At 31.5% G+C, this 26,692-nt stretch carries 26 protein-coding genes and 2 tRNA genes; 13 read left to right on the top strand and 15 right to left on the bottom strand.

Translation table 11 applies throughout. The features are described 5' to 3' along the window. Nucleotides 1-251 precede the first annotated feature (251 nt). The 7 genes from ES044_RS15315 to ES044_RS15285 all read right to left on the bottom strand — a co-directional run bounded on the left by ES044_RS15315 (nt 252) and on the right by ES044_RS15285 (nt 6,909). The gene (locus ES044_RS15315) at nt 252-1,139 is read right to left on the bottom strand and encodes an HAEPLYID family protein (protein ID WP_147120394.1); all 888 of its coding nucleotides are present in this window, start codon (nt 1,137-1,139) and stop codon (nt 252-254) included. Nucleotides 1,140-1,219: 80 nt separating this feature from the next. Then, complete coding sequence (locus ES044_RS15310) at nt 1,220-1,555, bottom strand: hypothetical protein (RefSeq protein ID WP_189663325.1); 336 nt, start codon at nt 1,553-1,555, stop codon at nt 1,220-1,222. A 278-nt stretch (nt 1,556-1,833) separates the two neighbouring features. Further along, complete coding sequence (locus ES044_RS15305) at nt 1,834-2,787, bottom strand: AAA family ATPase (RefSeq protein WP_147120392.1); 954 nt, start codon at nt 2,785-2,787, stop codon at nt 1,834-1,836. Further along, a complete protein-coding gene (locus ES044_RS15300) occupies nt 2,787-4,169 on the bottom strand; it encodes a peptidylprolyl isomerase (RefSeq protein WP_147120391.1) in 1,383 nt (460 codons plus the stop codon). The genes ES044_RS15305 and ES044_RS15300 overlap by 1 nt, the downstream gene beginning before the upstream one ends. Next, a complete protein-coding gene (locus ES044_RS15295) occupies nt 4,135-4,983 on the bottom strand; it encodes a hypothetical protein (RefSeq protein WP_147120390.1) in 849 nt (282 codons plus the stop codon). The genes ES044_RS15300 and ES044_RS15295 overlap by 35 nt, the downstream gene beginning before the upstream one ends. A 3-nt stretch (nt 4,984-4,986) precedes the next feature. Then, on the bottom strand, nt 4,987-6,615 hold the full coding sequence (locus tag ES044_RS15290) for a peptidylprolyl isomerase (protein WP_147120389.1): 1,629 nt from the start codon (nt 6,613-6,615) through the stop codon (nt 4,987-4,989). Nucleotides 6,616-6,627: 12 nt separating this feature from the next. After that, on the bottom strand, nt 6,628-6,909 hold the full coding sequence (locus ES044_RS15285) for a DUF493 family protein (protein WP_147120388.1): 282 nt from the start codon (nt 6,907-6,909) through the stop codon (nt 6,628-6,630). A gap of 138 nt (nt 6,910-7,047) precedes the next feature. Between ES044_RS15285 and ES044_RS15280 the strand changes: the two genes are divergently transcribed. The 5 genes from ES044_RS15280 (at nt 7,048) to ES044_RS15260 (ending at nt 11,531) form a co-directional block, all read left to right on the top strand. Further along, nucleotides 7,048-7,599: an AAA family ATPase gene (locus ES044_RS15280; RefSeq protein WP_147120387.1), complete on the top strand. Its 552-nt coding sequence runs from the start codon at nt 7,048-7,050 to the stop codon at nt 7,597-7,599. Continuing rightward, nucleotides 7,596-9,491 (top strand): ATP-dependent DNA helicase RecQ, encoded by a 1,896-nt coding sequence (locus ES044_RS15275; protein WP_147120386.1) that lies wholly within the window; start codon nt 7,596-7,598, stop codon nt 9,489-9,491. The genes ES044_RS15280 and ES044_RS15275 overlap by 4 nt, the downstream gene beginning before the upstream one ends. After that, complete coding sequence (gene fmt, locus ES044_RS15270; RefSeq protein WP_189663324.1) at nt 9,491-10,435, top strand: methionyl-tRNA formyltransferase; 945 nt, start codon at nt 9,491-9,493, stop codon at nt 10,433-10,435. The genes ES044_RS15275 and fmt overlap by 1 nt, the downstream gene beginning before the upstream one ends. Before the next feature lie 187 nt (nt 10,436-10,622). Next, nucleotides 10,623-10,895 carry an HU family DNA-binding protein gene (locus ES044_RS15265; protein WP_147120385.1) on the top strand — a complete coding sequence of 91 codons (273 nt, stop codon included), beginning with the start codon at nt 10,623-10,625 and terminating at the stop codon, nt 10,893-10,895. A gap of 78 nt (nt 10,896-10,973) precedes the next feature. Further along, a complete protein-coding gene (locus tag ES044_RS15260) occupies nt 10,974-11,531 on the top strand; it encodes a YqgE/AlgH family protein (protein WP_147120384.1) in 558 nt (185 codons plus the stop codon). On the opposite strand, the gene ES044_RS15255 is transcribed toward ES044_RS15260, so the two are convergent. Beyond that, a complete protein-coding gene (locus ES044_RS15255; protein ID WP_147120383.1) occupies nt 11,528-12,361 on the bottom strand; it encodes an aminotransferase class IV in 834 nt (277 codons plus the stop codon). The two genes, ES044_RS15260 and ES044_RS15255, sit on opposite strands and share 4 nt — an antisense overlap. A 100-nt stretch (nt 12,362-12,461) precedes the next feature. Further along, a complete protein-coding gene (locus ES044_RS15250) occupies nt 12,462-12,845 on the bottom strand; it encodes an START-like domain-containing protein (protein ID WP_147120382.1) in 384 nt (127 codons plus the stop codon). Nucleotides 12,846-12,954: 109 nt separating this feature from the next. Here ES044_RS15250 and ES044_RS15245 point away from each other — a divergent pair. Then, nucleotides 12,955-13,028: transfer RNA gene (locus ES044_RS15245), tRNA-Met, on the top strand. A gap of 813 nt (nt 13,029-13,841) precedes the next feature. Here the strand turns inward: ES044_RS15245 and ES044_RS19560 are convergent. Continuing rightward, on the bottom strand, nt 13,842-14,252 hold the full coding sequence (locus ES044_RS19560) for an EcsC family protein (RefSeq protein WP_147120381.1): 411 nt from the start codon (nt 14,250-14,252) through the stop codon (nt 13,842-13,844). Further along, nucleotides 14,253-14,693: an EcsC family protein gene (locus tag ES044_RS19555; RefSeq protein ID WP_147120380.1), complete on the bottom strand. Its 441-nt coding sequence runs from the start codon at nt 14,691-14,693 to the stop codon at nt 14,253-14,255. Nucleotides 14,694-15,743: 1,050 nt separating this feature from the next. Between ES044_RS19555 and ES044_RS15230 the strand changes: the two genes are divergently transcribed. From ES044_RS15230 to ES044_RS15220, 3 genes are all read left to right on the top strand, one after another. Further along, nucleotides 15,744-17,996, top strand: coding sequence for an FUSC family protein (locus tag ES044_RS15230; protein ID WP_147120379.1), 2,253 nt, complete (start codon nt 15,744-15,746; stop codon nt 17,994-17,996). Nucleotides 17,997-18,429: 433 nt separating this feature from the next. Further along, entirely contained in the window at nt 18,430-18,876 is a 447-nt protein-coding gene (locus tag ES044_RS15225) for a GNAT family N-acetyltransferase (RefSeq protein ID WP_147120620.1), read from the top strand. Between the two features lie 63 nt (nt 18,877-18,939). Continuing rightward, nucleotides 18,940-19,012 (top strand) — tRNA-Gly (locus tag ES044_RS15220). Nucleotides 19,013-19,322: 310 nt separating this feature from the next. Here ES044_RS15220 and ES044_RS15215 read toward each other — a convergent pair. After that, the gene (locus ES044_RS15215) at nt 19,323-19,976 is read right to left on the bottom strand and encodes a rhomboid family intramembrane serine protease (protein WP_147120621.1); all 654 of its coding nucleotides are present in this window, start codon (nt 19,974-19,976) and stop codon (nt 19,323-19,325) included. An 83-nt stretch (nt 19,977-20,059) separates the two neighbouring features. Here ES044_RS15215 and ES044_RS15210 point away from each other — a divergent pair, with 83 nt between their 5' ends. Next, on the top strand, nt 20,060-20,983 hold the full coding sequence (locus ES044_RS15210) for a lysophospholipid acyltransferase family protein (protein WP_147120622.1): 924 nt from the start codon (nt 20,060-20,062) through the stop codon (nt 20,981-20,983). On the opposite strand, the gene ES044_RS15205 is transcribed toward ES044_RS15210, so the two are convergent. Genes ES044_RS15205 through glmM form a run of 3 tightly spaced genes read right to left on the bottom strand, consistent with a single transcriptional unit; the run spans nt 20,961 to nt 24,670 of the window. Then, nucleotides 20,961-22,430: an aminotransferase class V-fold PLP-dependent enzyme gene (locus ES044_RS15205; protein WP_147120623.1), complete on the bottom strand. Its 1,470-nt coding sequence runs from the start codon at nt 22,428-22,430 to the stop codon at nt 20,961-20,963. The two genes, ES044_RS15210 and ES044_RS15205, sit on opposite strands and share 23 nt — an antisense overlap. Continuing rightward, nucleotides 22,430-23,263 (bottom strand): hypothetical protein, encoded by an 834-nt coding sequence (locus ES044_RS15200; protein ID WP_189663345.1) that lies wholly within the window; start codon nt 23,261-23,263, stop codon nt 22,430-22,432. The genes ES044_RS15205 and ES044_RS15200 overlap by 1 nt, the downstream gene beginning before the upstream one ends. Further along, nucleotides 23,264-24,670: a phosphoglucosamine mutase gene (gene glmM / locus ES044_RS15195; RefSeq protein WP_147120624.1), complete on the bottom strand. Its 1,407-nt coding sequence runs from the start codon at nt 24,668-24,670 to the stop codon at nt 23,264-23,266. A gap of 453 nt (nt 24,671-25,123) precedes the next feature. Here glmM and ES044_RS15190 point away from each other — a divergent pair, with 453 nt between their 5' ends. The 3 genes from ES044_RS15190 (at nt 25,124) to ES044_RS15180 (ending at nt 26,416) form a co-directional block, all read left to right on the top strand. Beyond that, complete coding sequence (locus ES044_RS15190; RefSeq protein WP_189663346.1) at nt 25,124-25,783, top strand: PD40 domain-containing protein; 660 nt, start codon at nt 25,124-25,126, stop codon at nt 25,781-25,783. Nucleotides 25,784-25,849: 66 nt separating this feature from the next. Further along, nucleotides 25,850-26,230: a PD40 domain-containing protein gene (locus tag ES044_RS15185; protein ID WP_147120626.1), complete on the top strand. Its 381-nt coding sequence runs from the start codon at nt 25,850-25,852 to the stop codon at nt 26,228-26,230. Between the two features lie 36 nt (nt 26,231-26,266). After that, nucleotides 26,267-26,416, top strand: a complete 150-nt coding sequence (locus ES044_RS15180; RefSeq protein WP_147120627.1) for a PD40 domain-containing protein — start codon at nt 26,267-26,269, stop codon at nt 26,414-26,416. Nucleotides 26,417-26,692 lie beyond the last annotated feature (276 nt).

Here is a 26,692-nt window from a genome sequence, read left to right as displayed (position 1 = left end):
GCACAATATTTTGCTAGAATTAGAGGATATATTACAACGCTCAAAAAAAATAAACAAAAAGTACTAGAAAATATTCAGCTTGCTTTTAGCAAAAATCCGTTCCTACCGGAAATGGCTGAATAGTTACAAGCTTTAATAATTATTCTAACCACTGTTTTGTTTGTTAAAAGTTAGCGATATAGAACTATGAAAATTTCGGTTAAGCACAAAGCCTCATGCACGCCAATAGTCAAATTTTAAAAGTGTTTGGCCTATTTTTTATATACATTACCGCTAGCCGTATTTTGTGTATGCTTCGGTTCCCAAATCAGCCTTAAAAAAGAACTTAATCTTTCATTTTCTCTGCTCACTGGAATTCCTGCCACAATTCCAATTAATAAGTTTTCCGAAATTCCTAAACGCATTTGAGGTCGCACTGTCATATCAAAGCCGCCATTGTCAAAAGTTTTATTGAATTCAATGCCAATAAAGTTTCTTGTGCCTGTAATCATATGATGAAAACTCGTGTTAATGTCATACGTTATGTAAAATTTATTTGTCCGAAAATTCTGTTCAATCTTTGGACCTGTGTAAATTAAGGAATGAAGGTTATTTCCCCAACGTTTTGCAACTACGAAAAATGGGTTGTACACGTTAGCTCTAATAAAAGGCTCTCCAAAGTTTCTAAAATCGGATAACTCAAACTCATTAATATACCCAATTGCCATCGAAGTTGCCATTGGTTCACTAACAAAGAATGACCATTGAATTGCTATTTTAATACTATTTAGACTATTTGAAGGTATTGAATCCTTTTCTATTCCACTTTGTGGTGAATAAAAGGTAAAAGGCAATTCGACCTCAAGTCCTAATCTGTCAATTGGTGCCCATTCATATTCAATTAGAGCTTCATAAGCATCAAACTTTAAATTATCTGCTAAACCCAAACCTATGTTCCACTCTTTTTCTCCTTTCCTCGCCCCCAAATCGCGAATTAAGTCAATAAAAAGTGGTTCAGCGTGCAATACCTTGTTAGGTTTTTTTTTGCCTTCTACTTGTTGGATGTAAATACTGTCCTTTTCAGTTTTTGTGATTTGAGCACTAGAATATGTTGAGAATGCTAATAGGATTATCAGCATTAATGATTTTTTTAAATACATTTTAGATTTTGTTTTTTAAGCATTATGAAATTATCCCACTACTATCTTATAGGCAGGAATTAGTCAATTCGTAAAACAAATCAAATCTTGGGCGGTGGAAAGTTAAGCTTTTGAAACCCGTTTGTTAAAACAGCGTTATAGTCAGGAAAGTTTTGTGAAGCTGTTATTATAGGTTTTTGATTTAAGGCTATATGAGCGATGCAATGAGTTGTTAAATCAATTTTAACACTTGTCTTTTTGTTGTGGTCTTCTTTATCGTGGTCATCATATTCTTTAAAAGCATCTTCGTAACCCAAAACATTTTCAAAAACTATTTCGAGAATACTTTCTTGGTCGTTAATTGATAAATCTTCAGGGATATGTGCAGGCTTATGGTCTGCCGTATCAACACTTATGTTGAGCAGATGTAATCCCATAAATCCCCAAAAGATTTTGGTAAATACGCTATTTCTTATTTGATTGAACACGATTTAAAGCTAACGTTCTTTTGTCTGTTTTGTTATATGCCTACCTAATCGTTTTAAAGCACATACTCTTTAAAAGAAAAGCTCTTTTAAACTGCTAAATTAAGAACTTTTTAAAAAACACCTAACACAAAAAAACCTTGCTAGATAAAGGAATCTTGCAAGGTTTATGAATTTTAAAATCAATATAAAAATTGAAGTTTATTTTATTATAATCGAGAGAAAGAGAATTATAAAAGTGAATTTATAATATATGAAACCGTAATTCCTTCTGCTTCTGCTTTGTAGTTCTTTACAATTCTGTGCGCTAAAATAGGAATGGCTACTGCTTTGACATCTTCGATATCAGGAGAATATTTTCCATTAACAGCAGCATACGCTTTGGCTGCTAAAATTAAGTTTTGTGAAGCTCTTGGCCCAGCACCCCAATCTAAATAGCTTTTTACCATTTCTGTTGCCGCCTCTGATTTTGGTCTTGTTTTACCAACCAAACCAACAGCATATTCAATGACATTATCTGTAACCGGAATTTTTCGAATCAACTGTTGAATCGCAATAATCTCATCACCAGAAAAAATAGCGCTCACTTTTTGCTGAATGTTACCTGTTGTGCTTTTTACAACCTCTACCTCTTCTTTAAATGTTGGATATTCTAAATTAATAGAAAACATAAATCGATCTAATTGTGCTTCTGGTAAAGGATAAGTGCCTTCTTGCTCGATAGGATTTTGAGTTGCTAGTACAAAAAATGGCAATTCTAGTTTATAATGATTTCCGGAAATCGTTACCGAACGCTCTTGCATTGCTTCTAATAAAGCTGCCTGCGTTTTTGGTGGCGTTCTATTAATTTCATCCGCTAAAATAATATTCGAGAAAATAGGTCCTTTTATAAATTTAAACTGTCTATTTTCATCTAGAATTTCGCTGCCTAAAATATCTGAAGGCATTAAATCTGGCGTAAATTGAATGCGGTTAAACTTTAAACCTAACACATCAGAAACAGTATTTACTAACAACGTTTTTGCCAAACCTGGAACGCCAATTAATAGCGAATGACCACCGCAAAAGAAGGATAATAACGTAAAGTTTACAGCCCCTTCTTGTCCTATTATTATTTTACCAATTTCGGTTTTTAATGAATTGTATTTTACTACTAAATCATTTACAGCTTGCACATCAGACATTATTTACCTGTTTCTTTTTTCCAATTTTTCTCAAAACTACACTTACTATGGGTGTTAGACATTTTAATATAAGTGTCTTTTATTTTTTCTTTAGACCATTTCGTAACGGTTTCTTCTTTCTTCTTTGTAAGAGCCAGCTCTTGTATTTTTACATAATCTTGCACTAAATCTGCCTTATGAGTATCTGTTCTATCTCTCATAATCATGAATTTGTACATCTTCTCTCCGCTTCTATCTTGATCGTAAAAAACTTCGGTAAGCTCTCCTTTTTTTAGTTCTGCCACTCTAGCATACAAAGCAGGATCCATTCCTATTAAATCGAATGTAGATTCACCGGTGTAAGGGTTTAAAATTAAACCTTCGTTGTTTTTTGTATCTTCATCATTAGAATACTGTTTTACCGCTTCTTCAAACGTAATTTTACCAGCACTAATATCTTTTACAAGCTGTTCTGCTTTTTCTCTTGTTTCTGTTAATTTAGAACTCGGAATTTCTGGTTGCATTAAAATATGAGAAGCAACCCTCATATTTCCTCTCACTTCGTGTAACTGCATTAAATGATACCCAAAATCTGATTTAAATGGCTTTGATACTTGACCAACATCTAAACTAAAAGCCATTTCTTTAAATTCTTTTATAAATTGAGATTCTTTCGTAACTTCATACTCTCCTCCGTTTTGAGCAACCCCAGGATCATCAGAATTTATAATTGCCTTCATTTTAAAAAGAGCGCCGTCTTCAATTTCTTTTTTAAGCGCTATTAATTTATTGATAATTCTTTCTGTTTCTTCTTCAGTTGGACTTGCATTCAGAACTATTTGTGCTATTTCAATTTCTGCGGAAAACTCTGGCAACTCTCCTTTATCTTTTAAACTATTAAAATAAATACGAACTTCTTCTGGAGTCACATCTACCTTTTCTGTAATTTTTTGTTGTTCTTTTTCTATTAAAGCATTTTCAGTTTGAACCGTAAATAATTCTTTTTTTAGATCGTCTAAATCATTAAAACCATAGGCTTTAATTACCTTATCTACCGTGCCATATTGCTGTGTAAAATACTGCACGCTTTTATCTACTCTTGCAGAAATTTCTTCGTCTACAACAAGAACACTATCTATGATAGCATGGTGCGCTAATAATTTTTGTTGCATCAGCTCCTCTAACATTTCGCAATCGGTAATTTTAATTTTACCTTCAGACCTTACTTCTATTTCTTGCTTAAACTTATCGATATCAGACTCTAAAACAATATTTTTACCAATAACTACTGCAACCCCATCTATTTTTATTTTTTGTGCAAAAGTAGCAATGCTCATCAACCCAAAAAGGAATGATACTAGTGTTATTTTAATACTCTTTAAAATTCTTGTTTTTTGTTGCATCCTTTACTAATATTTTTTCTATGTCTCTTATTAATTCAATTTTACGTTTGTGTAAAATCATTTGCTTTATTGTAGGTTTTATATAGCTTAACGGTGCGGTATCGTTTCTAACTAAAACGTCTTTAATAGTCGCCAAATATAAACCTAATGAATCTTGTTTTTGAGTGAATTTCGTTTTTTTTAACAGATCGTCCTTCAAAAATGGTAGTTTTAACAAAACCTTATCTAATTGCGTCCAAACAGAATCGTTAAACTGATAATATTTAAAACTTAATTGTTGCTTTTCTAATGCTTCTAAATCTTCTATTTTATCAGATTTAAACAAATTTATAAATTCTTTTTTATTGATAATATTGTTATCAAAATGTAAAAACTTTATTTTTATGAGCTCTTCATTCAATCGAAAATTCTCTCTGTTTTTATCATAAAAAACTTCAATTTCCTCTTCTTCTATAATGGTATCTAAACGCTGCCTAATAAGCCTTTCTTTATAACTGTTAATTAATAAACTCTCTTTATAATCTCTTACAAGCGTTGTAATCTCTTTAACATCTTCTAAAGAACTATTGGTTTCGGCATTTTTTAACAATAATTGTTTAATTGCCCAATCATTGATATACCCTTTTACCAAGACAATACTATCTGCTGGACTAATATTAGTTGGCAAAATATCTTTTAAGTCTGCTCTAAAAAGTTTTTCAGTATTTACAATAGCTATTATTTCTGAAGGTGTATCCTCTTTTTCTTCTACCCGAAAATAGTTGCAAGAAGTAGCAAATACAATCAATAAAAAAAGCCCTGTAAATTTTTTCATTATTTACTTTTTATAAAATTTAATCAATTTTTTAAGTTGTTTTTTATCTACTTCTATCGCACTTGTATTTCTTAAATCTGTAATCCATTTTTTTTCTAAATAGGTTTGATAATCGTTCATTACTTCACCTTTTATTTTTTCATATTCTTTATTATACCTGATAATATTGGTGGTGTAATAGTTTTTTAAACCTAAGGTATCTTTAGAAGATTTACTCCAAATTTTTTCTTGCATCAATTCAAACAACAACAAACCATCTTTGTATTCTCTCAAAACATATGCAAATTCAGGTTCTGTTTTTTCTAAATTGTCTTTGTAATATGTTAAAATTTCTTTGTCTTTAAATTCTTCAAAAAGTTCAAAAACGGGCAGGCTATTTCTATTCTGAATATACGCTATAAAAGCTTCTTGCTTAATTTCTTGCTTGTTGATTGTAAGCAATACCGATTGTAGAGAATCTGTAGCAATTGATCTTATGTTTTCATTGTCAAAAATTTCTTTGGCTTTTTTATTTTCTACAATCGTGTATTTTTTCTTCAGTTTATCGACCACTGCTTTTTCTGATAGTTGAGCTCTAGCACTTGACTTTACCTTGCTTTTTAGCTCATCTTTCATTTCTTCGAAAGACTGAACAGGGTGTGTTTTTATCAACTGAACAATGTGCCAACCAAAACGCGTTTTAAAAGGTTTAGAATATTCGCCTTCATTTTGTAAGCTATAAGCAACATCTTCAAAAGATTTTACCATCATACCTGTTCCGAATTTTCTTAATTTTCCTCCTTTAGATTTTGAACCTTCATCATTAGAATACTTTCTAGCTAACGCTCTAAATTGCTCATCATTTTCTAATTTATCATAAATAGAATTGATCAATTCTTCGCCTTTTTCACTTTTATCGTTTAATAAAATATGTGCAACTTCTATTTCGCCTCTAGAGGCTCTTAAAGTATCTACCTTTATAATATGATAACCAAAACGTGTTTTAAACGGCCTAGAAACTTCACCAACTTTGGTGCTATAAGCAGCCTCTTCAAAAGGATACACCATTTTAAAAGCAGAAAAATAACCTAAATTACCTTTGTTTGCTTCTCGGCCACTTTTAACGTCATCTCTTGCAGAATCATCTTCAGAAGCTTCTTCTGCTACCAATTCAAAATCTTCTCCTTTTACAATTCTATCTCTTATTTTTGTAATTTTTTGAAACGCTTCTAACGTATCTTTAGGAGTCGGGATTTTTGGAGTTCTCACCAAAATGTGTTTTGCTTTTATCTCATATTTAGTTCTATCATACGCATCTTGAACTAATTTATTAATAAACGTTGTATCTTGCATATAAGGCGCAGAAAGTTGGTTTTTATACCCTTCCATTTCTTTTACGTAAGACGATAACGTATCTAACTTTATACGATATGCTTCTTTTACTTTTAGCTTGTAATTAATGTATAACTCTAAATTTTTCTCTACATCTTTTGCTTCTTCGTTATCTATGGCATCTAAATTTTTTTCATAGATTCTTTTAAAATCAGAAACCATGGTTTTTTTACCATCAATTGTTAACAGTACTTTGTCTCTTTTTTGCGAAAAAAGAATACTTGAAAAACATAAAACGACAACTAATACTAACTTTTTCATAATTTTATAATTTTATAATGATATAATTCCTTTAATCTTTTCTACCTTTTTATAGTAACTAATAATCTGATCTGCATTTTCTAACATTAAAACGATGGTTATACTCACATATTTGCCCGTTTTAGAATTTTTAGTTTTAATAACAGCCCCCCTATTATCGAACAAATTTTGCACCTCTTCTAATTGATTGGCATCTGTAGGCACTATAAATTTATACATATAATCTGCAGGAAAATCAGTAGTATCCTCTAACTGAACCTTTAAATTGCTATAAAACTCATTTTTATCACTCATAATTGAAAGTCTATTACACTATTTACAAATAGCAAGCCACAAAACTACATTAAAAATTAGTTTTATAAAACGAATGATTTATTTTTGTGGAACTCACTAAAAGAGAAAATCAAAAATAACAATTCTAACACGAAATAATTGCAAAATAACCAACAAAAAATTGTTTTAATTGGTGGCCCCGGAACCGGGAAAACGACTATTATAAATGCCTTAAAAACAAAAGGATACCATTGTTTTGATGAAGTATCTAGAGCTGTAACACTAAAAGCGCAACAACAAGGAATTGAACAACTATTTTTAACCGAACCGTTGCTTTTTAGCGAAATGCTTTTAAAAGGCAGAGAAGAACAATATATAGCGGCAGAGCAGCTTACAAAAGATCTTGTTTTTTTTGATAGAGGAATTCCGGATGTGCATGCCTACATGAATTATTTTAAAACGGATTTCCCTTCTGTATTCCTCGAAAAAAGTAAACAGTATACATACAATCTTATTTTTCATTTTTCGCCCTGGAAAGAAATACACACTACTGATAATGAACGCTATGAGACTTTTGAAGAATCGATTGCTATCGATACCTATCTTTTACAAGCCTACGCAGATTTAAAGTACAAAATTATAAATGTGCCTTTTGGCACTGTAGATGAACGAACTAATTTTATAATTCATTCGCTTTCTTGCGATTTATGAATTCGGCAAAAAACATATTAAAAGAATACTGGAATTACGACTCTTTTAGAGAGCCGCAAGAAGCTATTATCGATGCAGTTTTACAACAAAAAGATGTAATTACCTTATTGCCAACAGGCGGCGGAAAATCGATTTGTTTTCAAGTCCCTGCGCTTGTAAAAGACGGTGTTTGCTTGGTTATTTCTCCTTTAATTGCCTTGATGCAAGATCAAGTAGAAAACTTAAAAAGCAGAAATATAAAAGCGACAACCATAAAATCTGGCGCTACACAGGATGAAATGATTGCACTTTTTGACACCATAAAATTTGGCAAGTACAAGTTTTTATATATTTCTCCAGAAAGACTGCAATCTTTATTCATACAACAAAAGCTAAAGGAACTAAATGTTAGCCTTGTAGCCATTGATGAAGCACATTGTATTTCTGAATGGGGTCATGATTTTAGACCTTCTTACAGAAGTATTAAAATTCTAAAAGAACTAATTCCAGATGTTAACTTTATTGCTCTTACAGCAACCGCTAATAAAAAAGTGCTGCATGATATTGCTATAAATCTTGATTTAAACGAACCAGAAATTTTTAGGAAATCTTTTTTTAGAGAAAATTTAGCCTATCAAGTTTTTAATGTAGAGGATAAATTATTAAGGTTGCAACAAATTTTTGTAAAAACAAAATCGCCTGCAATTGTATATGTAAGCTCTCGAAAAAAAACAGCTGAAATTGCCCGATTTTTAAATGCCAATAATTTTAAAAGCAGTTTTTATCACGGCGGATTATCTGCCATAGAAAAACAACATGCTTACGAAAATTGGATGACCGAAAAGACACCCATAATTGTAGCAACAAATGCGTTTGGAATGGGAATTGACAAACCAAATGTTGGCGTAGTTATTCATTTTGATTTGCCTTTTTCATTAGAGAATTACATTCAAGAATCTGGACGAGCGGGTAGAAATGAAAACAAGTCATTTGCTGTTTTATTAAAAAATGAAAATGATATTGCCGTATATGCACAGCAACTAAAAAAAGGGCTTCCATCGCTAGCCGAAGTAAAAGAGATTCACAGAAAACTATATCAATATTTTAGAATTGTAAAGGGAGAAATTTTAGAAGAAATGCTTCAACTTCAGGTTTCTGAATTCTGTAAAATTTATCAATTTTCACAAAAAAAAGTAGGCACTGTTTTAAATATTTTAGCGAATAATGGTGTCATAGAAATGGCAAATACCTTTAACCAAAAATCTACCATAATTTTTGATAAAAGCAGTAAAACAGTTATTTCTTACGCTATCAATAATATTGATACTAAAAACTTTATCAACTCTTTATTAAGAACTTATACAGGTTTATTTCAACAAGAAGTTAAAGTTGATGAATTTCTATTAGCAAAAAAAAACAATTGCACCTCTAGACAGGTGATTGCCAATTTAGAACGTTTGCATACAGATAAAATTTTAATATATCATCGAGTACACACAGACATAGAAATAAAGTTTTTAGTGCCTAGAGAAGACGATAGAACTATCAATGTTTTTTCTAGAGAAATTGTGCAATTTCTAAAACAAAAAGAAAAAAAATCAGTAGCCTTTTTAGCGTATATTCAAAATGATACCACCTGCAGAAGTATTCAAATTCTAGGTTATTTTGATGAAAAATCAACAAAAAAATGTGGAATTTGTGATGTCTGTTTAGCAGAAAAAAGAGCCAAACCTTTAGATGTTTCTTTGATGATTTTATCAATTTTAAAACAAAATACTAGTTTATCATCACAAGAAATAAACCAACAATTACAGGCAAATGAAAAAGACATTTTAATACATTTGCGGTCCCTGTTGTCTGATCATAAAATACAGATAAACTATCAAAATAAATACCAATTAAAACAAAAATAATGAAAGATATACGCATCGTTTTTATGGGCACTCCAGATTTTGCTGTCACCATTTTAAAACATTTAGTAGAACATACATACACGATAGTTGGTGTGGTTACTGCGGCAGATAAACCCGCAGGAAGAGGCAGAAAACTAAATGAATCTGCCGTAAAAAAATATGCACTATCTCAAAACTTAACAGTTCTACAACCTACAAATTTAAAAAACGAAGAATTTCAGCAGGAATTAAAAAATCTAAAAGCAGATTTGCAAATTGTTGTTGCTTTTAGAATGTTGCCAAAGGTAGTTTGGCAAATGCCACAATTTGGCACATTTAATTTACACGCGTCTTTATTACCCGCATATCGAGGAGCCGCCCCTATACATTGGGCAATTATTAATGGAGAAACTAAAACAGGTGTAACCACATTTTTTATTGATGACAAAATTGATACCGGAGAAATTATTTTACAAGAAGAGATTTCCATAACTAGTAAAGAAACTGTTGGTACTTTGCATGATAAATTAATGGTTTTAGGTGCAGATTTAGTTGCAAAAACAGTCAATTTAATTGCTGAAGGAAATATAACAACAAAAAAACAACCTGAACTAGAAGAAAAATCAGCCCCAAAACTACATTCTGAAAACACAAAAATAGATTGGTCTAAATCTATAGACCTTATATATAATAAAATTAGAGGTTTAAATCCTTTTCCGGTTGCTTGGACACAAATCTATAATGAAGATGGAGAAATTTCTGCAAAAATTTATGAAGTTCAAAAAGAGGAAGAAGTGCATGAATTTGCATCAGGAAAAATTATTACCTCAAAAAAAGAAATGAAAGTTGCTGTACAGCATGGTTTTATTATCATCAAAGAAATTAAATTGGCAGGAAAAAAGAAAATGAACACACAAAGTCTGTTAAACGGGTTTACGTTCTCTGAAAATGCAAGAATGCTTTAAATACTACATTCTACAAGGTTTTTAAGATTTTTTGAAATTTAAGGTTTCCTTTATTAACAATTTACAGCTACTTATTAACAAAACACGGCTTTTTATGGGTGCAAATTTGCGCAAACCCTTAATACGTCTATATTTGTTGAGCTTTGAAAGCACAAACAATATACAATTAATTTAAAATCTATTTATTATGAACAAATCTGATTTAATCGATGCAATGGCTGCTGATGCAGGAATATCGAAAGTAGCAGCGAAAGCAGCTTTAGAATCTTTTACAGGTAATGTAACAACTGCATTGAAAGATGGTGGTAAAGTTGCATTAGTTGGTTTTGGAACTTTCTCTGTTTCTAACAGAGCAGCAAGAAGTGGTAGAAACCCTCAAACTGGAAAAACGATTCAAATTGCGGCTAAAAATGTAGCTAAATTTAAAGCTGGGGCAGGCTTAAGTGAAGCTGTAAACTAGTCTTTACAAGATAATTTATAATAAAACTCTCTTTTTAAGAGAGTTTTTTTTATTCCTATATTTTCTATATATTTACCTATGCCCTATTTAAAACCTTTAAAAGGTAGATTATTAATTGCTGAACCCTCTATTTTGAATGATAATTCATTTAATAGATCAATTATATTGATTACAGAGCATACCGAAAACAACTCTGTTGGCTTTATATTAAACAGACCTTTAGAATTTACGTTGCAAGATTTATTACCAGAAATAAATTCTGATTTTATAGTATACCAAGGAGGCCCTGTTGAGCAAGATAATTTATACTTTGTTCATAGAGTACCCAACCTAATACCAGATAGCATCGAAGTTGCTAGTGGAATTTATTGGGGAGGCAATTTTGATGCCTTAAAACAATTACTAAACACCGCAGCTTTAGCTAAAACTGATATTCGCTTTTTTTTAGGATATTCTGGCTGGGGAAAACATCAACTTATCGATGAACTCGATATAAACTCTTGGTTTATTTCAGAAAACGACCTTAAAAATATATTCTCTGAAGATAACGCTTCATTATGGAGAAATAAAATATTACAGAAAGGTGGTAATTATAAAATTTGGGCAAACGCCCCGAGTGATATCAATTTAAATTAGGCCGATGTAACTTCTAAAACTTTTAGACTTTTACTTATTTTACTCGAAAATTCGGTTATAAATTTTTTCTTTTTATAATTTGTAATGGCTTGTACCCCCATAATTGCATTGGTTATAAAAACTTCATCTGCTTTTTGAATTTCGAAAGGAGAAATTGTAGTTTCCTCTAGCGTAAAACCTGGGTTTTTAGCAATAATTTCAATGACCTTACCCCGCACAATTCCTTTTATACAACCCTCTGTTAGCGCAGGCGTTTTTATAACATTTCCTTTTAAGACAAAAATATTGGCATTGGCAACCTCTACAACCCCTTTTTTCTCATTAATTAAAACACAGTTATCTAAATCATTTTCTTTAGCATAAATACTGGCCAAAGTATTTAGCATTCTATTATTGGTTTTAATGGTTGACAATAAACCCGAGTAACTATAAAAATCTTTAAAAACATCTACAAAATAGATATCTTTCGTTTTATATTCGCTCGCTTTTACATCAATTAAATAATCTATTTCATTGGTTTTAGGAGTATATAAACCACCATCTTTTCTAAAAACGTTTAACCGAACTCTATAGGCAAGTGCTTTATCTTGCGCAGCAACTGTTTTTAATATTTCTTCTTCTAAAAACTCCATGGTAAATTGCATGGGTATTTTCATACGCAACATTCTCATAGATGCCATTAATCTAAAATAATGGTCTTCCCAGAAAACAATTTTATGCTGATTTACTTTTATCGTTTCAAAAATTGCATCTCCATATTTAAAACCTCTATTTTCTGAAGAAAGTTGTACGTTTTTTTCAATTAATAACTCGCCATTAAAATTAACCATTATTTTATTTTTAAGAATTGCAAAATTAACGTAATTCAATAGATTGTAAGCATAAAAAAACCAGCAATTATGCTGGTTTTAATATTATTTAAGATTAATTTTAAGCACCAATTGTGTGCCTCAATTCTTCTATTTGATTTTCCCAAAGCTGCTTAGACTCTTCTACCTCTTCTTCATCGTCTGCAAAATCGGTCACAATTAAAGAAACATCTTTTGTAAGTGCGTCTACTTGAATTCTTATTTCAAAAAAACTTTCGTCATCTTCACTTTCATGCCATTTCCAACGAATTCTCTCGCCTGCTTTTTTTGTCACTAAATCGGCTAATTCTTCTGTACCTTCCCATACAAAACTAAATACCTTACCTCTAGCGTTTACTTTGTCTGCAAACCATTCTTGTAGATTAGATGGCGACGAAATATACTGATACAACATATTAGGAGACGCATGTATAGGTATTTCTATTTCAAATTGTATTTTGTCCATTCTTTGTTTCGTTAGTTGGGCAATATAGGTAATAAATCAATGTAAAAAAAATTAAAAACACGTGTTGCTAATCTATAAAAAGTTTCTATATTTGCACTCGAAAAATAATGGCGAGGTAGCTCAGTTGGTTAGAGCGCAGGATTCATAACCCTGAGGTCACGGGTTCAAATCCCGTTCTCGCTACAAGACCTAAACCTACTAAAAAACGAATTGTGTCTCACAATTCGTTTTTTTATGTCTTCTATTTTCTTACTTTTACAACAGGTACACAAAAGAGTACACAATTCAGCTATGAAATTGAATTATTCTGAACCAAAAATCTTTACTGGCGGGGTAGATATTACTGCTTGGTCAAAGCTCAAATCAACAATTGTTTTAGTGAGATTATTATAATTAAGCAAATAATCTAGGGAGTCTATATCAGAAAAAACTCACATCGCTAACGCCTCTAAATTGCACTCTAAACGCTTTATTTTTTAACACTTAAAAGTTCTGCGGAATCATTTATACTTCTATTATCAAAAATAGTTGAGTATTTTTTATAGAGTAAAAACATTCTTCTAGCGATACTACGAAAGCTTTTAAATTGTGATGATCTCACTTTTTTATCACATTTAACCTATCCTATAATTTCCGAAGTTTTAATTTTTGTTGGTTATAAGCCTAGATAAATTTCGATATAATTTGTATGCTTTTTCCAGATTTTGATATTGTCTAAAAAACATTTGACTCTAATCATTTAATTAAAATTATTTTAATAACGAATCATAAGTAAATACCTAATTATTGCAGGTACTTGTTTTAAGGCCTCTCGGTTGTTTACTAACTTTATTTTGTGCTTTAAAGAATGAATGCTCGCTTTTTCTATTTGGTTTTAGGCCCCTTTTTCTAAAACTTCGCTTTTATATATAAGCTCTTTAAAATCAACTCCAATAACTAATAACCAAATTTCATTTTGAATAGATTTGTTTTCCATGATCGTTTTTTTTAGTTATATCAATCCAAATCAATATTTTCATAGATTTCCTGTACTAGCAACGCCCCATATATACGTTCTAATTGTCTTACTTTAAAATGTGCTGATGCCATTTCTTGAAAATGATTCACAAATACATAATTTAAAGAACCGCCACCAATTGCACCTACTATAGGAATGGCTTGTGCCAAAAATTTCTCACTAATTAAAAGGCTTAATCGTGTGGCAATTTTAGAGATAAAATTAGTGAGCACAGCTGAGCCTACCGCACTTATGCCTTGTATCATAGCATCAACACCTAATTTTACACCTGATGCAGAAATAGAAGATAAGGCAGAACTTAATGCAATGCGGGTTGAATAATAACTTGATTCCATACCATCATCTTGGTTAGAATCGCCACCCAAAGCAAAGACCTCTAAACAAGCCAACTACCCTTCTAAAGTATAAATATCCTCGCCTTCGCTGCGTGCAATATCAAGTATAGTACGCATTATAAATTTTGTGGTGAGGGTTAATTCTGATGTAAAAATAGCGGTACCCAACCCAGTTGTAGATCCAAAAAAACCACTTAATACTCCAGAACTTGTTACAATTGCTTTGTAAGTCCTTTTAGATGGTTTTTTAAATTCTTTATTTTTTTGTATCGTTACTAAATTTGCTTTTATAACGCCTAATAATATAGACTTGGTCGCTTTTTGAATTTTAACCAAAGTTTTTTCTGGTACGTACTTTATACCATCTTCTATGGTATTACCAATCTTATTTACATTTCGGATAGCCCAACCTAAAGTATGCATCGTTTCTTTAGCTGCTTTTAATGCTGCCAAATCTTTTGTTGATAATTTCTTAAACTTTAGCTCTTTACACATTCTTTGTTATTTTATAAGGGATTGCAAAATCATTACATGTTATTTAACAAAAGCAAGCTGTTTATTTTATGGAGAGATTGCTTCATTTTGACTGCGCTCAATACATCGCTAAATCACAATGAATTTATTTTACCAACACTCCCTTAAATGTGAATACAACAAACTATCAAACAAGTCTTCACTTTTTTGTACTTGTTGCTTTTGGTTTTCTATAAGTTAAACGCTGTCATCAAGAACAATCCCAATATCGCCTGTATTTACACCTGCAATAATGATACAAACATCTACTTTATTACCGATATTTCCAAATTATAAGAGCTTGCTTTGCCTGTTATCTTTCAAGATAATTACTCGATACTTCTTATTAAAAAGTATTAAAATTATGTTTCATAGTTTTATTTCCAAAAGTAAGTTTTAATAATTAGATGCGCTGCTTTGTTGTTTGCCAAACGTAACGTATTTAATGATGTATTCAGCGCCTACTTAACTCGGTCTAAAAACCTACTTATTGTAGTAATACTTATAGCTTTAAATTAACGATTAACTATCTCATCATTTATGGCAAACCCTGTTGTAAACACTTCTATTTATTGTTAAAGTTGATGGTTTCTATATTTTGTTTTTCAAACGCTATTTACTTCTGCCTTATATTCTAGAAATTTCTTACCCATATTTATTCACATATTTAGAATTAAAATAATACCAACTTAACTGCACACAGTCGTAAAAAATTAAAACTCAAATTATCTTTCTGCGCTTGATAAAGAATACTACGCTACTATCTAAAAATCTTCAATAGATTCTGATTAATAAATGGTAGCATCTTTATTATTCGAAAAAATTATTGAAACTAAAATTATACTATTTAAACGACATTTTAGCATTAAACTGGCATAAAATAAAAGCGTCGGGTTATTAAACTAAAATCTAACTAAAAAGATTGTATCTCATTTTTAACTAAAACTACTTTTTAACATCACAACTAAAGCAACCTTAAAAGACCATACCTCATTCAATTATCATAACTTTGTAGTCAAATTATAAAAGTACTTGAAAGATAAACTTAAACAACTAGAATTATTTCTAAAAAGTTCTAACTTTGATAGAGGCATCCGCCTTGGCGTAGGAATTGCTGTGCCCTTTGTTTTGCTTTATTTTTTAGGCTACTTTGAATATGCACCTGCTATTGTTGTTGGTACTTTCTTAAATACACCAGGAGACATCCCTGGAAGTATAAAGCGTAAAGTAAATGCCATTTTAATAAGTATTGTATTAACGATGCTAATTACCGCTATCATTCTATTTTCAAAACCCTTTTTACCGCTATTATTAATAACACTTGCTATTATTTCATTTCTTGTTTCACTTATTTCTGTTTATGGTTTTAGAGCGTCTTTAGTCTCTTTTTCTGGCTTGTTAGCCATCGTGATATCATTTGCTGTTCAAAAAGAAACAACACAAGATATTTTGATGCATGTGTCTTTAATGGGCATTGGTGGTCTTTGGTATTTAGTAGTATCGCTTGTTTTTCAAAAACTTGCGCCTAAAAAAGATCAGAACCAATTACTATCTGATTCGTTACTGCTTATTGGCGAATATCTAAAGTTACGCGCCAAATTATTAACAAAAAAAACAAAGCGAGATGAACGCATGAAACAAACCTTTGTGTTGCAACATCAAATAAATGAAAAGCACGAAACACTCCGAGAAACGTTACTAACAGCTCGTAAACGTTCTGGGCGCTCGCGTTACGAAGAAAAACAACTCTTAATTTTCGTTTCTTCTATTAAAATTTTCGAATTGATAGAAGCAAAACATCTCGATTACAAAATGATCGACGAAATTTTTGGCGAACATAAAGAATTTCTTAAAGCTTCTAAAAAGCTGAACAAAATAATGGGGAATCACCTCATCCTTTTATCTGAATTGTTGATTCAAAATGATAAAATACCCAACAAAGAAATTCTATTAAGCGCTTTATCTAAAGCAAACCAATCGATTACAAACTACATAGAAACGGTAAAATTACCCGAAGCAAGAGAAGGCGCAATTGTCTTAAAAAATTTATACGATTACCAAGAACAATTACTGCAAGAAATTAGAATTATTAGACGTTTAATGGCCAATGTTCAAGACGCCTCTAAAGTATCTTTAAAAAGAGAAGATTCGAGTCAGTTTTTAACCTTACAAGAGTATCGATTAAATGTTCTTATTCAAAATTTAAGTTTGAATTCTACCATGTTTAGGCATTCTTTTAGACTAACAATGGCCATTGTGTTTGGCTATCTTTTAGGCTTTCTGTTTGATATACAAAACACGTATTGGATTTTACTGACCATTGTTGTGATTATGAGGCCGAGTTATGGTTTAACAAAAGAGCGCTCAAAAGATCGTATCATTGGCACACTCATTGGCGCTGTAATTGCCGTTGGCATTGTATTAATTACCCAAAACACTTATGTTTATGGTGTTTTAGCATTTATTTCTTTGATCTTAGCATTTTCATTAATTCAGCAAAATTATAAATCCGCAGCTGCATTGATTACCATTAGCATCATTTTTGTGTATTCTTTAATGAATCCTGATGCTTTTGAAGTAATTCAGTATCGGGTTATCGACACCATCATTGGCGCTACCATTGCCGTAGTCTCTAATTATCTAATTTTACCAAGCTGGGAAGCCAATAATTTAAAAAAGATATTATTGAACGCTTTAAAAATGAACAAAAAATACCTTTTGGCCACGCAAGAATTATATCAAAACCCAACGGCGCATAGACTTTCTTATAATTTAGCCAGAAAAGATGCATTTTTAGCGATTGGTAATTTAAATGCGTCCTTTCAAAGGTTAACGCAAGATCCGAAATCGAAACAAAAAGAATTTCAATTAATTTATGAAATTGTAACCCTAAACCAAACAATGATTTCTGCGATTGCGTCTATCGGTAATTTTATTATCAACCATAAAACCACACCAGCCTCTAAAGAATTTAACACCTTAACATGTACAATTTCTAATACGCTACAAAGATCTTGCGACAGTTTAGAGAACAAGCAAATTGAAGAACAAATAAACACAGAAACGGTTGAAGAAGCAGAAGATAAATTATTAAGTACATACCAACAATTGTCTAATTTAAGAGATGAAAATATAAAAAAAGGAAATACAGCATTAGATACCAAAACCCTTCATAGTTTGCAAGAAGCCTATTTAATTTCAAATCATATGAGTTGGTTAAAGTCACTATCAGAAAGTTTGAAAAAAGCTACTGAAAGCTATAGTGCTTCTATTCTGAATTATTAGTGTTCTATTAAAAAAATAGTTTTAGAAACCCTTTTAAAATAAAGGATTGCACTATTTTTTTTTTAATGACACCTTGCTTAATTAAAATAATATCATCGAGATAAAGAAAACATTATTATTTTAACTCATCTATGTTTGTCAGATAGCAAGGATTAAGTATTGGCTCCCTGACTACCGGCAGACAGGTTGGTTCTAAAAACCCAGAAATCTCACCTCTTTTACAGCACAAGAACAATTCTAAACACCTACTTATTTTCTTTTTTATTGTTGATTATGAGCAGTCTTTGAACGCTTCTTTTTTTGACACTTACTATATAAACTGATAAAAAAAGAATGCTAATGCTATAAAACATTTTAATTTTAATATTTTTTAAACTCCTTTAACGTTTTAAGGATTTAAAATATAAACGATGTATTCACTAAAAACTTTATGATGTCCATAAATATTGAAATTATAAAAACAGAAGATATTCTAATCATACTACCGCTTTTATCTACAATCAACACAAAAACTCCTTTAGATATATTAGAAAAGAGAGTTTTAGAAATGGCTCATTTAACTCACTACGAATGCGTTGGGTTATTTTCAGACCATAAACTTGTGGGCATTGCTGGACTTTGGTATACCACAAGGCACTATATTGGTAAAAGTGCAGCGCCAGACCATGTTGTAATAGATGAAGCGTTCAGAGGAAAAAAATTAGGAGAATATTTTTTTAATTGGATTGATGTTTATGTACAATCTAAAGGATGTGAAGCCATGGAATTAAACACTTATGTAACTAACGCTAAATCACATAAGTTCTATTATAATCAGGGCTATGCTATTTATGGTTTTCACTTTTTAAAAGTAATCAGAAAAGATAAAAAATTTTACTAACTTTTTGGTTAAAAAAACATTGCACAAGTCAAAAATGATTCTATATTTGCAGCTCTTTACCACGCGAAAGTAGCTCAGTTGGTAGAGCGTCAGCCTTCCAAGCTGAATGTCGCCAGTTCGAACCTGGTCTTTCGCTCAAAAGACTTTTTTAGAAATAAAGAAGTCTTTTTTATGCCATAAATTTAATGAAAATTCTAAAAATTAAGATGATAAATTTTAAATAAAAAACAAACGCCCCAAAAAACCATCGTAATATCAAAAAATAACATCTTAAGAAACTACTATAGAGCACATAAGAATAATGAGCACAGCATTACGCTAGAACCTGAAACAAAATCGACACAAGAAGTGGAGTTCGTTCAACTTGCCATTTTGGATTTATAACTTCCCTATTTTACGAAATTGAGTTTCCTAAAATAAAATAGTGACATTAGCTTTATCTCAAGTTATAAACGCTTCAATTTATCACCAAAAAACAAGACGATTAATATCGGAATTGCTAATAAAACTACAAAAATAGTATTTGTAGAAAATAATGCTGGTTTTAAAACGAGCGTTAAAATAAAACCGCCTATCGCACCGCCTAAATGTGCTGCATGCCCAATGTTTCCTACTTGCTTTTTCATACCGTAAATAGAATACAACAAATAACCAACTCCAAAAATATAACCCGGAATAGGTATTGCAAAAAACAATAACAACTGCATATCTGGGAATACTAAAATTGATGCGTACACGATTCCGGAAACAGCCCCAGAAGCACCAACAGCGCTATAATAAGGCTCATCTTTATGATAGTGTAAAGTGTATAAACTCCCAGCCAATAAACTACCAAAATAGATAATTAAAAAAGGAATTGTCCCTAAATTATTCGAAACAAAATCGCCGAAGATATAGAGTGCATACGTATTAAAGCCAAGATGCATCCAATCTACATGTAAAAAGCCAGAAGTTAACATTCTAATTTTTTCATCGCCTTTTATGCTGCCCACTTGAAATTTGTACTTGTCTAAAAATTTATAATCGTCAAAGCCTTTCATTGAGAATAAAACGTTGGCAGCAATTATTAATAATATGGTAATATTTGACCCTTGTAACATCCTACAAAAATAACAAATCTCTTTGGGTTTGCTCTCTTGTTTTAATTTTAAATACGGATATTTGTTTGGTTAAATATAAACATATGTCATTTTTAATTTTTGCACTTACCTACCCTTTTATTTGGGTACTTTCAAGATTACCAATGCGGATTTTATATATAAAGTCTGATATATTTTTCTTTCTAATCTACTATGTTTTTAGATACAGAAAACAGGTAGTTTATGACAATATTTCTTTGGTGTTTCCTGAAAAATCATCCGAAGAAAAAAAGCGAATTTCTAAACTCTTTTTTAAACATTTTACAGATTTATTTATGGAAAGCGTAAAAGCTTTTTCTATCAGTGAAAAAGAAATCTTAAAACGCTACAAATACAAAAATCCTGAATTGATTAATGATTTTGTAAAACAAGGAAAAAGTATTGCTTTAGTTGGTGCACACCAAGCAAATTGGGAATGGTCTATTAGTTTACCGCTAATTGCAGCGGGTAATATTTACGGAGCTTACACAAAATTAGGAAATAAGTATTTTGAAAAAGCGGTGAGAGATTCTAGAGAGAAATTTGGAATTATTGGTTACAAAACCTCAGATACCGTAAAAGGAATGCAAAAGAATTATACTGAAAAAATTCAAGGTTTGTATATTCTATTAAGTGATCAATCGCCACAATTGCATAAAACACATTATTGGACCGAGTTTTTTGGCGTAAAAGTACCTATCCATACAGGCGCAGAAATGCTTGCCAAAAAGTTTGATCTGGTCGTTGTGAACTACGTAACTAGAAAAGTTAAAAGAGGTCATTACGAAACAGAGTTCCAAATGCTAACAGAAAGTCCGAGAGCGTATGTCGACGGATATGAAATTACCGACAAATATCTTGCTTTAACCGAAGAAAACGTCAAAAAACAACCTGAACTATACTTATGGTCTCATAAACGATTTAAGCATAGAGATAAATTTGAAGAATGGCAAAAAATGAGAGTTGCTAAACCGAAAACCAAGAAGTAACCAATGCTTGCTCAATTGGTTTTACTGTTTTATGCACATAATCATTTTTAACCGTGTCATACATATACTCTTTAGACCAAGTTTCTATATTTTCTGATAATTCTTGTAATGAATTACAAATAAAATCTAATTCTTTTGTTGTTATTGTTGGATGTAAAGACAAACGAACCCAACCCGGTTTTTGAGTACTGCAACCCAACAAAATTTCACCTTTTATTCTATTAGATGTTTCTTGGTCTACGTTTAATAGAAAATGCCCGTAAGTTCCGGCACAAGAACAACCGCCTCTTGTTTGAATTCCGAAATGATCATTTAATAATTTTACCACCATATTAAAGTGATATTTTTCGAAATAGAAAGAAAAAATACTCAATCTTTTTTTCTGATTTGGCGCTAATATTTTTACACCTTTTAAACCTTCTAACGTTTTAAAAACAATTTCGTTAATTTCATCTTCTCTTTTTTTGATGTTTGCCGTACCCATTTTTTCTTTCAACTGAATTGCAAGCGCAATTTTTATAGTTTGCAAAAAAGCAGGTGTTCCGCCATCCTCTCTGGTTTCTACATCATCAAAATAATCGTGTTGCCCCCAAGGATTTGTATAACTTACCGTACCGCCTCCAGGATTATCTGGAATTGTATTTTTATACAATTTCTTATTAAAAATTAAAACACCGGCACTACCGGGACCTCCTAAAAATTTATGCGGCGAAAAGAAAATAGCATCTAAATACTCCTCTTCTACTTCTGGGTGCATATTTATTTGCACATAAGGTGCGCAACAAGCAAAATCTACAAAACACAATCCGTTATACTGATGAATTAATTTTGCTACTTTATGATAAGGTGTCTTTATGCCTGTAACATTAGAACAAGACGTTATCGAAGCTATTTTTATTTTTCTATGTTCGTGCTTTTGAATGCATTTTTCAAAACTTTCTAAACAGACTAAACCTTCATCGTTGCAAGGAACAACTTCTACGTCGGCAATGGTTTCTAACCACGATGTTTGGTTTGAATGATGCTCCATGTGAGAGATAAAAACAATCGGTCTTAAATCTTCAGGCACAGTTGTGTACTCTTTTAAGCTCTCTGTAACTTTTAAACCTAAAATTCGCTGAAATTTATTAACAGCGGCCGTCATTCCAGAGCCTGTTGTAATTAAAACATCATTGTTATTTGCGTTTACATGACGCTTAATAATATTTCTAGCTTCGTGATACGCCAAGGTCATTGCTGCGCCAGATGTAGATGTTTCTGTATGCGTATTTGCTACAAATGGCCCAAATTTATGCAACAATTTTTCTTCAATAGGATGGTATAACCTTCCACTTGCCGTCCAATCTGTGTAAATTAAATTTTGTTCTCCATAAGGAGATTCAAACGTTTGATTGATGCCTACAATGTTCTTGCGAAATTGATTGAAATATTGCTCTAAATTTTCCATTATAATCTAAATTTGCCGCCAATTAAAATATTGTTCTGTAAAAAGAAAAAATCTTGAGAAGCACTATCCAAAGGATTGGTACTTATTTTAACATCTGGCATATTTATATAACCAGCTTTTAAATCTGCCTGAATAAAAAAGTGTTTTAAAAACACAATATTTAATCCAGCTCCTGCAGAAAGACCGTAACCAGAAACATGGTAATCATCGTGTCTTTCTTGATCTAGCAACGTGGTATCTGTTTTCGGATATAAAATACCTGCTCCCAAACCCTCTGTTACATTTATTTGAAAACTTTCTGAATCTAAACCAAACCAACGGCTAATATCATCAAAACGATATACTTGCATATTAATATAATTTAAACCATCTGTATGCTCTAATCGTAAAAAATCTTCTGTTAATTGAATTTTTTGCCCCGTGTAAACACCATTATACTTATTATCTGCAATAGTAATGTCACCATCAATAGCTACAAACTGATCGTTGTTTACCACATATTTCATGTGATCTACACCAATTGAAATTGTATAATTTTCTTTAAAAAAATAACCTATTCGCATGTTTGTTTGCGGTTTGGTTAAGTTTGTAATTCCAAAATATTTTTTAAACGTAAAGTCCGATGGTGTATCTCGTGCTTTTACATCTCGTAAGGTAAAATCATAATTATTTCCTTTAAAACGGATGTCAGAGCCAGAATATCCAGCCCAGTTCCAGCCCCAATACATAAAGAACTTACCTTTATTAATCACTTTATTTTTCTTTTCTTCTTGCGCACTTATTGATAATGCAAAAAGAATAATCCCTAATAATAACAGTTTTTTCTGAAACATTTAGGCTATAATTGCTTTTATTTCATTGATGAATCTTAGTGCCAAAGCATCTGCTGCTTCTTGAGATTTAGCTTCTGTATAAATTCTTATAATTGGTTCTGTATTCGATTTTCTTAAATGAATCCATTCGTTCGCAAAATCAATTTTCACACCATCTATTGTGTTTACATCTTCATTTTTGTAAGTAGATGCCATTGTTTTTAAAATCTCATCAACATTAATTTCTGGTGTTAATTGAATTTTATTTTTACTCATAAAGTAACTAGGGTATGAATCTCTTAATGTTTTACAAGACACTTTTTGATGCGCTAAATGTGATAAAAACAATGCAACACCCACTAAAGAATCACGACCATAGTGAGAAGCAGGATAAATGATTCCTCCGTTTCCTTCGCCACCAATAACTGTGTTGGTCTCTTTCATTTTGATCACCACGTTTACTTCACCAACGGCACTTGCAGTATAAGTTCCGCCATGTTTTTCAGTAACATCTCTTAACGCTCTAGAAGAAGATAAATTAGAAACTGTATTTCCGCCACCTAAACGTCCTAAAACGTAATCTGCACAAGCCACTAATGTATATTCTTCGCCAAACATAGAACCATCCTCAGAAATAATAGCCAATCGATCTACATCAGGATCTACTACAATTCCTAAATCTGCTTTTTCTTTCACAACCAATTCAGAAATATCAGTTAAATTTTCTTTTAAAGGCTCTGGATTGTGCGGAAACTCGCCATTTGGTGTGCAGTATAATTTTACACATTCTACCCCTAATTTCTCTAACAACGCAGGAATAAAAATTCCTCCAGTAGAATTTACACCATCTACAACGACTTTAAACTTTGCTTTTTTAATAGCTTTTACATCCACCAAATCAAGCTTTAAAACCTCTTTAATATGTTTTTTTAAATATTTTTTATTTTTTTTATAAACACCTAAATCATCTACTTTTGCAAAAGAAAAAGCTTCACTTTCTGCCAAAGCTAAAATTTCTTCGCCTTCTGTACCGTTTAAAAACTCTCCTTTTTCATTTAATAATTTTAAAGCATTCCATTCTTTCGGATTGTGAGATGCTGTTAAAATAATTCCGCCATCTGCTTTTTCTAAAGGCACGGCAACTTCTACGGTTGGTGTGGTTGATAACCCTAAATCTATAACATCAATTCCTAAACCTACCAATGTGTTTGCAACCAAACTAGAAATCATTTTACCAGAAATACGGGCATCTCTACCAATAACTACTTTTACACGTTCTGAATTTAATTCAGACCTTTTTTTACTTCTAGATTTGATAAATGCGCCGTAAGCAGCTGCAAATTTAACAGCATCTATTGGCGTTAAATTGTCAGCAGTTTTGCCACCAATTGTTCCTCTGATTCCTGATATTGATTTTATTAATGTCATAGTTATGGTTTTCAAAACAAAGGTAATTTATTCTTTATTATTTGTAGGTCAAATGAATAAAAAAACAACTTTAAAACAAATCACTTTTTTTTAATTACTCAAATTGTTTGCAAATATACTTGGGTTAGTAATTGCAATGGAAATACTTTTTTATTTCCGTTTTTACGCAATAAAAAAGCATATTGGTAGGTTGGGAAATAAAGCGCGACTCTTAACAAGCGAACAAAAAAAATGAAATTATGGCTACCAAAAATCTAAAACAGTATGCTTAAAAAACGTTATAAAATCTATTACATATTTATAACCCTTTCTTTTTTAACGGAGTACCTATCATTAACTCTAAAGAACTACTCTTTTTTACTTACCTTTAAAAAACCAATCAAATAAATAATATCTATGTTACATTTTAAAAAGAAGTGCCAAGTTTTGCCGTTGATAATCCTGTTCCTTTTCTTGGACATCAAAATAACAAACGCCCAAAAAACAAGACTATTAAGACAACCTGACATCAATGCTACACATATAGTATTTACCTATGCAAATGATATTTGGGTGCATACTTTTGATACTAATGAAACTAAAAGAATTACGAGTACACCTGCGGGAGAATCGAATCCTTACTTATCACCTGATGGAAAATGGATTGCTTTTACCTCCAATAAATCAGGAAGTAATGCTGTTTACATAGTCTCCATTCTTGGTGGTGAAACTACTAGATTAACTTGGCACCCCAATGGTTCTGATGTTCGCGGTTGGCCGAATGATGGAACATCAGTTTTGTATGCAAGTTCTAGAGAAACTGCACCAAGACCTTATAATAGATTATGGACTGTTCCTGTAAAGGGTGGCGCGCCAACTTTAATTTCTAAACAATGGGGCTATGATGGTTCTTTTTCTGAAGATGGTCAGCGAATGGTTGTTGATAAAATGAGCCGGTGGGATGGAGAATGGAGCGCTTACCGTGGCGGTCAAAATACGCCTTTGATTCTTTTATACTTAAAAATTTCTGAAGAAATTTTATTACCACATACCAACACCACAGATGTGCAACCTTTATGGATAGGCGATGCTATTTATTTTCTTTCTGATAGAGACTTCGTCATGAATATCTAGAAATACAATATCAATACTAAAAATTTATCACAAATTACTAAATTTAAGGGTTCTGACATTAAATGGTTGGCAGGCGATAAAAATACATTAACCTATGAACGTGATGGATATTTACACACGTATAGTCTTTCTTCTAAAAAATCTACACAATTAAAAATTAATATAGTTGGAGATTTCCCTTGGGCAACCACTAAATTTGAAAATGTTACAAAAGCTGCAAAAGCAGCCTCTTTATCTCCGAACGGAAAAAGAGGTATTATGGAATCTAGAGGTGAAATATTTACGGTTCCTGTAGAATTTGGCGATGCGCGTAATATTACACAGAGTTCTGGAACTGCAGATCGTACACCTATTTGGTCTCCTAAAGGCGATAAAATTGCTTGGTTTTCCGATAAAGATAAAAAAAGGATATGCTTTGTTTACTGCAAATCAAGATGGAATGTCTGACATCTCTAAAATTTCTATTGATGAATCTAAAATGGCTTGGAACCAACGTGGTCTCCAAACGGAAAATACATTGCTTTTGTAGATGATGATGTGCGATTAAGAGTTGTGAATCTTGAAACTGAAAAAATTAAAACGATTGATGTTGGTGGTAATAATTTAGAGCGAATAGGCATTGTAATGAACTAGTCTACTGATTCTAATTGGATTGCCTATGAAAAATCTGGAAGTAATAACTCAAGTTTCGCAGGTCACTACCCCTTGAAAACAAAGAGAAAAAGAATAAAAAAAGTAGCATTTTTATTCCTTTAAGTTTCTAAATTTCAGTACCTTAAAGATGTAATTCCAATACGCTAAAAATGCTACATACCAAAGATATTAAAAATTTATCAGAACTTAGTGCTACTTTTTGTGATACCCATAAAAAGTCAGAATTTTTTACCAACTATGTGTCGATATTAAAAT

It is taken from the genome of Polaribacter sp. IC066 (assembly GCF_007997085.1).
Taxonomy (GTDB): Bacteria; Bacteroidota; Bacteroidia; order Flavobacteriales; family Flavobacteriaceae; genus Polaribacter.
Note: the sequence above shows the minus strand (reverse complement) of the source record. Positions and strands in the feature narration are given on the sequence as shown.

What these genes read in the sequence shown, in the direction of transcription:
- ES044_RS15215 (WP_147120621.1), bottom strand. Translation starts at nt 19,976, where the DNA reads ATGTTACAAGGGTCAAATATTACCATATTATTAATAATTGCTGCCAAC.
- ES044_RS15275 (WP_147120386.1), top strand. Translation starts at nt 7,596, where the DNA reads ATGAATTCGGCAAAAAACATATTAAAAGAATACTGGAATTACGACTCT.
- ES044_RS19555 (WP_147120380.1), bottom strand. Translation starts at nt 14,693, where the DNA reads ATGTGTAAAGAGCTAAAGTTTAAGAAATTATCAACAAAAGATTTGGCA.
- ES044_RS15300 (WP_147120391.1), bottom strand. Translation starts at nt 4,169, where the DNA reads ATGCAACAAAAAACAAGAATTTTAAAGAGTATTAAAATAACACTAGTA.
- ES044_RS15310 (WP_189663325.1), bottom strand. Translation starts at nt 1,555, where the DNA reads ATGGGATTACATCTGCTCAACATAAGTGTTGATACGGCAGACCATAAG.
- ES044_RS15200 (WP_189663345.1), bottom strand. Translation starts at nt 23,263, where the DNA reads ATGTTTCAGAAAAAACTGTTATTATTAGGGATTATTCTTTTTGCATTA.
- ES044_RS15290 (WP_147120389.1), bottom strand. Translation starts at nt 6,615, where the DNA reads ATGAAAAAGTTAGTATTAGTTGTCGTTTTATGTTTTTCAAGTATTCTT.
- ES044_RS15205 (WP_147120623.1), bottom strand. Translation starts at nt 22,430, where the DNA reads ATGGAAAATTTAGAGCAATATTTCAATCAATTTCGCAAGAACATTGTA.
- ES044_RS15295 (WP_147120390.1), bottom strand. Translation starts at nt 4,983, where the DNA reads ATGAAAAAATTTACAGGGCTTTTTTTATTGATTGTATTTGCTACTTCT.
- ES044_RS15210 (WP_147120622.1), top strand. Translation starts at nt 20,060, where the DNA reads ATGTCATTTTTAATTTTTGCACTTACCTACCCTTTTATTTGGGTACTT.
- ES044_RS15265 (WP_147120385.1), top strand. Translation starts at nt 10,623, where the DNA reads ATGAACAAATCTGATTTAATCGATGCAATGGCTGCTGATGCAGGAATA.
- ES044_RS15250 (WP_147120382.1), bottom strand. Translation starts at nt 12,845, where the DNA reads ATGGACAAAATACAATTTGAAATAGAAATACCTATACATGCGTCTCCT.
- ES044_RS15285 (WP_147120388.1), bottom strand. Translation starts at nt 6,909, where the DNA reads ATGAGTGATAAAAATGAGTTTTATAGCAATTTAAAGGTTCAGTTAGAG.
- ES044_RS15225 (WP_147120620.1), top strand. Translation starts at nt 18,430, where the DNA reads ATGTCCATAAATATTGAAATTATAAAAACAGAAGATATTCTAATCATA.
- ES044_RS15255 (WP_147120383.1), bottom strand. Translation starts at nt 12,361, where the DNA reads ATGGTTAATTTTAATGGCGAGTTATTAATTGAAAAAAACGTACAACTT.
- fmt (WP_189663324.1), top strand. Translation starts at nt 9,491, where the DNA reads ATGAAAGATATACGCATCGTTTTTATGGGCACTCCAGATTTTGCTGTC.
- ES044_RS15315 (WP_147120394.1), bottom strand. Translation starts at nt 1,139, where the DNA reads ATGTATTTAAAAAAATCATTAATGCTGATAATCCTATTAGCATTCTCA.
- glmM (WP_147120624.1), bottom strand. Translation starts at nt 24,670, where the DNA reads ATGACATTAATAAAATCAATATCAGGAATCAGAGGAACAATTGGTGGC.
- ES044_RS15305 (WP_147120392.1), bottom strand. Translation starts at nt 2,787, where the DNA reads ATGTCTGATGTGCAAGCTGTAAATGATTTAGTAGTAAAATACAATTCA.
- ES044_RS15260 (WP_147120384.1), top strand. Translation starts at nt 10,974, where the DNA reads ATGCCCTATTTAAAACCTTTAAAAGGTAGATTATTAATTGCTGAACCC.